Consider the following 9,795-nt stretch of genomic DNA (forward strand, 5'->3'; position numbering starts at 1 on the left):
GCGCCCCGGCGGAGAGCGGTGAGAAACCCCGGGGGGAGCCCCACCCCACGCCCGCCCGCCCCCGCCAGACCCACACCCGCGCCCGAGTCCTGCGTTCGGGTCCCGTGTGTCGAACGCCCGGGTGCCCTGGGTTCCGCGCTCAGGTCACGCTCAGCGCGCGCCGTTCCCGCCAGTTGCGCGCCTTCTCCCGGTTGCCGCACGTCTGCATCGAGCACCAGGTGCGCGAGCGGTTGCGCGAGCGGTCGAAGAACGCCCACCGGCAGCCGTCCGCCTGGCAGATCTTGAACCGCTCCCACGACCCCAGCACGGCCAGCCTGGCCGCCGCGCCGAGCACCGCGCCGAGCGCGTCGGTGCCGGACATGGTGGGCACGCCGCGGCTGAGGTCGACGCGGACCAGGCCCGCGGCGGGGGTGGGATCGGGTCCGTCGTGCCGTTCACCCAGCGAGGCGCGCAGCGACGCGCGCGCGGCGCGAACCTCCGCCAGGTCGCCCGCGTGGCCGAGGCCGCGTTCGGTGACCCACGCGCGCCAGGCGGCGACGCTGTCCAAGACGTCCGTGCCGAGTTCGAGGTCTCGGGTGTTCAGGAAAGCGAGCAGCAGCTCCACATCGTGTTCCGCATCGCCGGCTCGACCCTGCGTGAAAGCCGCGTGGTCCCAGCCGGCCGCCAGACCAGTCACCCCTCCACTGTAGGCGTCGGAGCTGCCCGATGTGGCGAAGTAACCGGCAATCGATCGTGACCGGTTAGGCCGACTGCCCGTTCGGAGCAGTGCCGCCGCTACGCCGATCAGGCTATGAACCGTGTGTATACCTCGTGTGTATAGTGCCTCTCATGTCGATCGGACACACCCTGTTGGGCCTGCTCGAAAAAGGCCCACGGCACGGGTACGACCTCAAACGGGCCTACGACGAGCGCTTCGGCCACGACCGGCCCCTGCACTACGGGCAGGTCTACACGACGCTGTCGCGCCTGCTCCGCAACGGCCTGGTCGAGGAGGCCGGCGTCGAGGCGGGTGACGGTCCGGAGCGCAAGCGGTACGCGATCACGGACGCGGGCGTGACCGACGTGGAGCACTGGCTGGGCACGCCGGAGAAGCCGGAGCCCTACCTGCAGAACACGCTCTACGCGAAGGTCGTGCTGGCCCTGCTGTCCGGCCGCAGCGCGGACGAGGTGCTCGACGTCCAGCGCGCCGCCCACCTGACCACGATGCGCGAGCTGACCAAGCGCAAGGCCGGCGGCGACCTCGCCGACCAGCTGATCTGCGACCACGCCCTGTTCCACCTCGAAGCCGACCTGCGCTGGCTGGAGCTCACCGCCGCGCGCCTCGGCCAGCTCAAGACGGCGGTGACCCGATGAGCAACGACCCGACGACCGACGCGCGGACCTCGCGGAGCCTGTTGGAGGCCGTGGACCTGCACAAGTCGTTCGGCCCGACGCCCGCCCTGGACGGCGCGGGCCTGTCCGTGCGCGCGGGTGAGGTGGTCGCGGTGATGGGCCCGTCGGGCTCCGGCAAGTCCACCCTGCTGCACTGCCTCGCGGGCATCCTCACCCCGGACCGCGGCACGGTCCGCTACCGCGACGTGGAGCTGAGCGCGATGGGCGACGGGCCGCGCAGCGAGCTGCGGCGCACCGACTTCGGGTTCGTGTTCCAGTTCGGCCAGCTCGTGCCCGAGCTGAGCTGCCTGGAGAACGTGGCGCTGCCGCTGCGGCTCGGCTCGGTGAAGCGCAAGGAGGCCGAGTCGCGGGCCCGCGAGTGGCTGGAGCGGCTGGAGGTGGCCGACGTCGCGGACAAGCGCCCCGGCGAGACCTCCGGCGGCCAGGGGCAGCGGGTGGCCGTGGCCCGCGCCCTGGTGACGGGGCCGCGGGTGGTGTTCGCCGACGAGCCGACGGGCGCGCTCGACTCGCTCAACGGCGAACGCGTGATGCAGCTGCTGGTCGGCGCGGCGCGGGAGACCAACGCGGCGGTGGTGCTGGTGACGCACGAGGCGCGGGTGGCGGCGTACTCCGACCGCGAGGTCGTGGTGCGCGACGGCCGGTCCCGCGAGATGGAGCCGGTCACGTGAGGGGGTGGCTCTCCGACCTCGCCCTCGGCGTCCGGCTGTCGCTGGGCGGCGGGCGCACGTCGCGGGTGCGGCTCGCGTTGACCGCCGCGGGCATCGGCCTCGGCGTGGCCGTGCTGCTGGCCGCGTCCTCGGCGACGACCGTGCTGGCCGAACGCGGCGAGCGGCAGGCCGCGAGGGAGGCGGTCAGGTCCGCCGAGGCGTCGGGCGACGTGCTGCACATGGCGATCTGGGACACCGACTACCGCGGCTACTCGATCACCGGGCGGTTCCTGCACGGCACCGGGCCGGACGCGCCGGTGCCGCCGGGCCTGCCGCGGGTGCCCGGCGACGGCGAGGTGTTCCTGTCGCCGGAGCTGGCGGACCTGCTGGCGTCCCCGGAGGGCGAGCTGCTGCGGCAGCGGTTCCCGCAGCGGGTGGCCGGCACCATCGACCAGAGCGGCCTGAACGCGCCAAGCGACCTGATGTTCTACGCCGGCGACCGGACCGCGGCCGACGACGGCCAGGACCCGGTCACGCGCTTCGGCGGCGCGGCGACCGAGCGCGAGCTGGAACCCGTGCTGGTCCTGCTGATCATCGTGGGTTCGGTCGCGCTGCTGTTCCCGGTGCTGGTGTTCGTCGGCATCAGCACCAGGCTGGCGGGCGCCGAGCGGGACCGCAGGCTGGCCGCGTTGCGGCTGGTCGGCGCGGGCGCGCAGCGGGTGCGCCGGATCGCGGCGGGCGAGGCGCTGCTGGGCGCGGTCGTCGGGCTGGGCGCGGGCGCGGCGCTGTTCTTCGCCGGGCGGCAGTTCGTCGAACGCGTCGAGATCATCGGGATCAGCGTGTTCCCGAGCGACCTGACCCCGTCGCTGCCACTGGCCGCGACCATCCTGGTGCTGGTGCCGGTCCTGGCGGTGCTGACGTCGGTGGTGGCGATGCGCCGCACGGTGGTCGAGCCGCTGGGCGTGGTGCGCCGCACGAAGCCGGTCAAGCGGGTGCTGTGGTGGCGCGTGGTGCCGATCGCGCTCGGCACGGTCGCCCTCCTCACCCAGACCGGCGCGTTCGGCGGCACGTCCGTCGAGGGGTCGGACGAGGTCGTGATCGGCGGGATCATCCTGCTCCTGCTCGGCATCCCGGTGCTGCTGCCGTGGGTGGTCGAACGCGCGGTGGTCCGGCTGCGCGGCGGCCCGCCGTCGTGGCAGCTCGCGATCCGCAGGCTCCAGCTGGAGAGCGGCACGGCGGCGCGCGTCGTCGGGGGCGTGGCCGTGGTCCTGGCGGGCGGGATCGCCCTGCAGTCGGTCATGGCCAGCGCGCAGACCAGGATCGTGGAGCGGCCGACGCCCGAGTCGGACAAGGGCCGGATCGTGGTCAGCCTCCAGGACTCCCCGCCCGACGCGACCGAGCGGACCGCCGAGGCGCTGGCCCGGGTCGCCGGCGTGCAACAGGCGCACCCGCTGCGGACCGCGACGCTCAAGGCCGGCGAGGACGAGTACCACATGGCGACGATCGGCAGCTGCGACGCGCTGCGCACCCAGGCGGTGCTGCCCAGCTGCCGGGACGGTGACGCGTTCTACATCGACCCCAACACGTCGGGGCGGTCCGGTCACGAGACGCTCCGAGCGGAACAGCGCGTCTCCGTGCTGCTGGACTCCGGCGACGGGCAGGAGTGGGGTCCGGAGTGGACGGTGCCCCGGTTCACCGTCGTCGGGGTGCCCGACGAGCGCAACCTCTACCGGTTCGGCCTGCTGGTCACGCCGTCGTTGGCGCGCGACCTGCCGGTCGACCCCGACGCCGCGAGCGTGCTGGTCCAGGTCGACCCGGAGCGGCCCGAGATCGCCGAGCACGTCCGCAACTCGCTCGCGTCGATGACGTGGCGCGCCTACACGTCGTACTTCGGCGAGGTCGACGTGTCCCAACGGGTGAAGGAGTTCGAGAGCATCCGCGAGGCGCTGCTGGCCGGTTCGCTGGTCACACTGCTGCTGGCGGGCGCGAGCCTGCTCGTGCTGGCGCTGGAGCAGGTCCGCGAGCGGCGGCGGCCGTTGGCCGTGCTGGCCGCGAGCGGCGTGCCGCGCGGCGCGCTGAGCCGGTCCCTGCTGTGGCAGAACGCGGTTCCGCTGCTCCTCGCGCTGGTCGTGTCGCTGACCGTCGGCGGCGGGCTCGCGGTCCTGCTGCTGCGGATCATCTCCGCGCCGATCGTGCTCGACTGGGCGGGGATCGGGGTGCTCAGCGCCGCCGCCGCGCTGATGGTCGTGCTCGTCACGGTCCTGTCGCTGCCCTCGCTGCGACGGGCCACCGGCGCCCTCGGCCTGCGCTCCGAGTAGGCCCCGGGCGGGCGTCGCCGCCTTCGCGCCCCTGGCGGCGGCGCCACCCGCTCGGAACCTCGAAGCCACGTCCCGGGCCCCCGCGACGTCTGAAGGAATGTGATCCCACTCCCGCACGACACCGACCACGTCCCGGGCCGCGGCCCCCGGAGCGCCCGGGCGGCGTTCCGATGAGGACGAGGTGGGTCGCCGACCTGGTCCTCGGCGTCCGGCTGGCCGTCGGGGGCGGCCGGGCCTCGTGGGCCAGGTTGGCGCTCACCGCCGCCGGCGTGGGCCTCGGCGTCACCGTGCTGCTGCTCGCCGCGTCCATCGGACCGGCCCGCGAGGCGAAGTCCGAGCGCGTGCGGGCGGCGGCGCTCGACCGGGCGGAGGCCGGCGCCGCGATCGAGGCCCGCCACGTCAGCGTGTCCTGGCGCGGACGCCTGATCACCGGCGTGGAGCTGGCCGCCACCGCGCCCGACGCGCCCGCGCCGCCCGGCGTCGGCCGCATCCCCGGGCCCGGCGAGCTGGTCGTGTCACCGGAGCTGTTCGAGCTGATGCGCACCGACGACTCCATGCGCGCCCGTTTCCCGGAGAGCGTCGTCGGCGTGATCGCCGACGCGGGCCTGCCCCGGCCGAAGTCGCTGATCTTCTACGCGGGCCTGGCCGACGCCCACCGGGGCACCGCCCACCCCGCCGCCGGGTTCGGCAGCGACGGGACGCCCGCGACGCTGCCGCCGGTCTACCGGCTGCTGATGGTCGCCGCGATCGGCGCCCTGCTCGTGCCGCTCGGCATCTTCGTCCTGGTCGCCACCCGGCTCGGCGCGACCGGCCGCGCGCGGCGCCTGGCCGCCATCCGACTCGTGGGCGCGTCGCGCGGGCAGCTCCGCCGGCTCGCGGCCGGCGAGACCCTGACCGGCGCCGTGCTCGGGCTGTTCGTCGGCGTGGCGGTGTTCTTCGCGGCCCGGCCGCTCGCCCGGTTCATCGAGGTCGAGGGCGTCGGCTTCTTCCCCACGGACCTGCTGCCCGACCCGCTGCTCGGCGGCCTGATCGCGCTGGGCGTGCCCGTGGTGGCCGTCGTCTCGGCCCTGCTCGCGCTGCGCACCGAGGACGTCGGCCCGCTCGGCCCGGCACGTGCCGTCGCGCTGCCCCGCCGCCGCGCGTGGTGGCGGTTCGGGCTGCTCGGCGCGGGCGCCGCGCTGGTCGTGGCGACGTCCGCGATCGGCGGCTACTGGCAGGTCATGGCCGACGCGCGGCTCGCCGTCCCGCTCGGCCTGGGCATCGCGCTCGTCCTCGCGGGCACCGGCGCGGTGCTGCCGTGGCTGGTCGGCCAGGTCGCCCACCGCCTCGAACCGGACGGCGTCGCGCCGCTGCTCGCGCTGCGCACCCTCCGCTCCGACACGGGCACGCCCCGCGTGCTGGCCGCCGTGGTGGTGGTGCTGACCGGGTCGCTGACGTTGCAGGTGCTGCTCGGCGTGGCCGCCCACTTCACCGCCGCGCCGCCGTCGGACACCCCCGACCGCTGGGTGCTCGACCTGCCGCCCAACACCGCGGTCCGCCCGCTGGAGGAGGCGATCGCGCTGGTCGGAGGCGTGCGAGGGGTCAGCGAGGTGCGCCACCACGACCTCGGTGCCACCCGCGTCACCAGCACCGACTGCGCCGAGATCGCGGCACGGCTGGGCGTCTCCGACTGCACGACCGGCGCGGCCTACCTGGTCGGCGCCGGACCGGCGCCGGGCACCGGGCTCCTCGTCGGGGGACGCGAGTGGGTCGTGCCGCGGTACCGGACCGTCGAGGCCGACGAGCCCCCCGGGCTGCTCGTGGCGGGCGGCGCGGACCCCGTGCTGACCGCCGTGCCGCCGACCGAGCTGGTGGTCCGGGGCGACCCGGACGAGTCCTTCGGCGACCGCCTGCTCGCCGCCACCGGGCGCGCCGACCGGGCCGTCACGCTGCGCCGACCCGTCGACGTCGGTCAGGTCGAGCTGTTCACGTCCCTGCGCGGCGGCGTCATCGCCGGGTCCGTGCTGCTCACCCTCCTGGCCGTGATCGGGCTCGCCGCGGCGGCCGTGGACCAGGTCTTCGAGCGCCGCCGCCCGACCGCCGTGCTGGCCGCGAACGGCGTGCCGCCGAGGGTCCTCGCGATGTCCGCGCTGTGGCAGTCGGCGATCCCGACGGCGCTCGGCATCGGGCTCGCCCTCCCGATCGGCCTCGGCACGGCGTGGCTCGTCGCGCCGGCCGGGCGGTTCCGCGTCGACTGGACCGAGATCGCGTCCACGGTCGCCGCCGCGGCGGTCGTGGTGCTCGTGGTGTCGCTGTGCACGCTGCCCGCGCTGCGCTCGGCGATCCGGCCGGCGAGCCTGCGAACCGAGTAGCGACGCGCCGCGACGGCGTGCGGTTCCCCCGACCACACCATCGTGCGGCTCCCGTATCCCCAGGTCAGACCGGGTGCTCTCAAGGAGCATGCCTGATCGGAACAACACCGGGCTGATCGCCCTCGCCCGCGCCGGGGACACCGCGGCGTGGCACGAACTCGTCCGCCGGTACGCGCGCCTGGTCTGGGCCGTGCCGCGGTCGCACCGGCTGAGCCCGGAGGACGCGGCCGACGTCTGCCAGGCCACCTGGCTCGCGCTGGCCGAGAACCTGTCCCGCATCCGCCGCCCCGAGCGGCTCGGCGCGTGGCTCGTCACCACCGCCCGCCGGGAGACGCTGACCGTGCTGCGGCTGCGCGGCCGGGAGGCCCCGCTCGACGGGTGGGAGGTCGCCGACGACGGGCCGACGCCCGAGGACGCGGCGCTCGCCCGCGACGCCGTGCTGTGGCGGGCCTACGCGACGCTGACCGACCGCTGCCGGGAGATCCTGCGGCTCGCCGCGTTCGCGCCGGAACTGTCGTTCACGCAGGTCGCCGAGGCCGTCGGGGTGCCGGTGAACAGCCTCGGCGCCACCCGCGGCCGGTGCCTGGCCCTGCTGCGCCGCCGCCTCGGCGTGGAGGTGGCCCGGTGAGCGACGACCGCGCGCTCCTCGACGCCCTCGCCCACCTCGTGGACGACCTCGACCCGACGCCCGAGGCGATCCGCGACCGGGCGCGGGCCGCGCTGGCCGAGCGCGCCGACGCGACGCCCCTGCGGCTGCTGGCCGACTCGGTCCGCGTGGACCCGCCCGGCATGCGGGGCCGCGGCCACGCCCGGCGGCTGGCGTTCACCGACCTGGACCTGCGGTTCGACCACGTCGCGGGCGGCCTGCACGTCACCGGGCTGGCGCGGGCGGCGACCCTCGCCGTGGCGCGGTGGCCGGGCGGTCGGGTGGCGGCCGCGGTCGACCCGGCGGGCTGGTTCCACGTCGAACGGGTGCCGTTCGGGCCGGTCAGCTTCGTGCTCCGGCACGCCGGGCGGGACCGCGCGACGCCGTGGTTCGTGGCATGACGGCCTGGCAGGTGGCGGTGCGGCGGGCGGAGGCGCTGCTCGCCGCGGGCCACGTCCGGCAGGCCGGCGCGCTCCTGCGGTCCGCCGTCGCCGCGCGGGTGCCCGAAGCGGTGCTGTTGGCGGCCCGGTGCGCGGTGCGGGACGGCGACCGCACCGCCGCGCGGGCCCTGGCGGCGCAGGCGGAGGACCTGTTCCGCGCGGCGGGCCGCTCCTCCCTCGTGGCCGCGGCGCAGGCCGTGGCCCTGTGCGCCGGCGCCCCCGACGTGCCGACGGCGGTGGTCGCCGCGTGCGACCGGCGCCGGGGGACGACCCGGTCCAGGGCCGTCGGCTGGCTGGCCCGCGCCCGACTCGCGCCGACCCGGCGGGCCGCGGTGGCGGCGTGCCGGGCGGGGCTCGCCCTGGACGATCCCGACACCCGCGGAGAACTCGTGAACATCGCCCTCGACCACGCCCTGAACAGCGCCGACGCCCGCGCGGTGTGGCGGTGGGGCGAGGGCGCGGCCGGCCGGCCCCCGGAGGTGGCGCCCGGCGTCGCGCGGGTGCGGGCCGAACTGCGGCTGGCGCGCGTGCGGCGGGACCGGGAGCGGATCGCGCGGCTGGAACGGGAGCTGCGCGGGCTCGCCCGGCCGGCGACCCCGGCCGTGCCGCTGAACGACGTGGTGGACGCGTTGGGCGACCGGGCGCTGCTGGTGTTCGTCAGCCACCGGGAACGGCTGGTCGGCGTGTCCGTGGTCGACCGCCGGGTCCGGCTGCACGACTTCGGCGAGGCGCGGACCGCCGCCCGGCACGTGCGGGCGCTGTCGTTGGCCGCCGCGCCGCACGCCGTGGCCGACCTGGACCGGCTGCTGCGGCCGGCCGGCGACCGGCCGGTGGTCGTGGTGCCGAGCCCGGAGCTGACGCGAGTGCCGTGGGCGGCGCTGCCCTCGGGTCGCGGGCGGGCCGTGTCGGTCGCGCCCTCGGCGAGCTGCTGGCACCGGGCCGACACCCGGCCGCTGGCGCTGGCCCGGCGGCTCTGGGTGGCGGGGCCGTCGCTGCGGCACGCGCACCGGGAGGTCGAGGCGCTGCACCGGGCGCACGGCGGTCGGGTGCGTTCCACGGTGGAGGAGACGTTGCGGGAGATGCCCGAGGTGGATGTCGCGCACATCGCGGCGCACGGCGTGCTTGACGACGAGTCGTCGTCCTACCTGCGGTTGGCGGACGGACCGTTGCACGGGTACCACCTGGAGGGCCTGGCGCGGGCGCCGTCGGTCGTGGTGCTCTCCGCGTGCGAGCCGGGGTTGGCGCGGGTGCTGCTGCGGCGTGGCGCCCGGGTCGTCGTGGAGAGCGTGCGGCCGGTGCCGGACGACCGGGTGGTGGACCTGATGGTCGATCTCCACGCCAACCTGGCGCATCCGGCGCAAGCGCTTGCGGACGCCCAGGCCCGGCACGGCGACCTCGGCTTCCTGTGCGTGGGCTCGGGGTGACCGCCGTTCACTCAATCGGGGGACACTCGAATGGGTTAGCGGAGTGGCCGGCCACGGAGCCGCCGGTCAACCGTCCACACGGGACGCGATGTGAGCGTCCACAACGGACATATCGCGCCGTCGCACCGTCGTGCGCGGACGACGGACCGTGTTCGTGGACCGGCGGGGAGACACGGACAGCCGCACCGCACCGCCCTTCCGAGTGGGTTCCGGCGGAGAACGTTCGAAAATCCGGTTACCAGTGCTAGACATAGCAGAACGTCGACCTCGAACGGTCCGTCCCGTTCGCCTCACCCGGAACGGTGGTGATCCACGGTGGCAGCTCCCGAAGCGGTGCGCCGCGGCGGATCGCTGCTGCTCCGGGCGCTGGCCGTGGGCGGGTTGGCGACCGCGGCGTGGCTGGTGTGCGCCGGCGTCGCGACGGCCGACGAAGACCACTCGGACGAGGCAACGAAGACACTCGAAGCGGTGAACCTGACGCGACGCCTCCAGCCAAACGCCGGGGCCCCGCTGGGCGCCCCCGCCGCACCGCCCCCCGGGGTGGCGTTGCTGTGCGGTGCCGCCGCTCCGCAGCCCC

Annotated in this window: 9 protein-coding genes; 8 read left to right on the forward strand and 1 reads right to left on the reverse strand. The window is 75.9% G+C overall.

What is annotated here, in order from left to right:
* Nucleotides 1-139 precede the first annotated feature (139 nt).
* Nucleotides 140-676, reverse strand: coding sequence for a CGNR zinc finger domain-containing protein (locus tag ACFXGA_RS14335; RefSeq protein ID WP_378087804.1), 537 nt, complete (start codon nt 674-676; stop codon nt 140-142).
* Nucleotides 677-828: 152 nt separating this feature from the next.
* Here ACFXGA_RS14335 and ACFXGA_RS14340 point away from each other — a divergent pair, with 152 nt between their 5' ends.
* The 8 genes from ACFXGA_RS14340 to ACFXGA_RS14375 all read left to right on the forward strand — a co-directional run.
* The gene (locus tag ACFXGA_RS14340; RefSeq protein WP_378087806.1) at nt 829-1,353 is read left to right on the forward strand and encodes a PadR family transcriptional regulator; all 525 of its coding nucleotides are present in this window, start codon (nt 829-831) and stop codon (nt 1,351-1,353) included.
* A complete protein-coding gene (locus ACFXGA_RS14345; protein ID WP_378087808.1) occupies nt 1,350-2,060 on the forward strand; it encodes an ABC transporter ATP-binding protein in 711 nt (236 codons plus the stop codon). Before ACFXGA_RS14340 ends, ACFXGA_RS14345 begins: the two co-directional genes overlap by 4 nt.
* A complete protein-coding gene (locus ACFXGA_RS14350; RefSeq protein ID WP_378087810.1) occupies nt 2,057-4,357 on the forward strand; it encodes an FtsX-like permease family protein in 2,301 nt (766 codons plus the stop codon). Before ACFXGA_RS14345 ends, ACFXGA_RS14350 begins: the two co-directional genes overlap by 4 nt.
* Before the next feature lie 170 nt (nt 4,358-4,527).
* The gene (locus ACFXGA_RS14355) at nt 4,528-6,708 is read left to right on the forward strand and encodes an FtsX-like permease family protein (RefSeq protein WP_378087812.1); all 2,181 of its coding nucleotides are present in this window, start codon (nt 4,528-4,530) and stop codon (nt 6,706-6,708) included.
* A gap of 88 nt (nt 6,709-6,796) precedes the next feature.
* Nucleotides 6,797-7,336 (forward strand): RNA polymerase sigma factor, encoded by a 540-nt coding sequence (locus ACFXGA_RS14360; protein WP_378087814.1) that lies wholly within the window; start codon nt 6,797-6,799, stop codon nt 7,334-7,336.
* The gene (locus ACFXGA_RS14365; protein ID WP_378087816.1) at nt 7,333-7,755 is read left to right on the forward strand and encodes a hypothetical protein; all 423 of its coding nucleotides are present in this window, start codon (nt 7,333-7,335) and stop codon (nt 7,753-7,755) included. Before ACFXGA_RS14360 ends, ACFXGA_RS14365 begins: the two co-directional genes overlap by 4 nt.
* A complete protein-coding gene (locus tag ACFXGA_RS14370) occupies nt 7,752-9,218 on the forward strand; it encodes a CHAT domain-containing protein (RefSeq protein WP_378087818.1) in 1,467 nt (488 codons plus the stop codon). Before ACFXGA_RS14365 ends, ACFXGA_RS14370 begins: the two co-directional genes overlap by 4 nt.
* A gap of 315 nt (nt 9,219-9,533) precedes the next feature.
* Nucleotides 9,534-9,795 (forward strand): hypothetical protein (locus ACFXGA_RS14375; RefSeq protein WP_378087820.1); only part of this gene is annotated, 262 nt, incomplete at its 3' end.

This window comes from Actinosynnema sp. NPDC059335, assembly GCF_042752395.1.
Classification (GTDB): Bacteria; Actinomycetota; Actinomycetes; order Mycobacteriales; family Pseudonocardiaceae; genus Actinosynnema.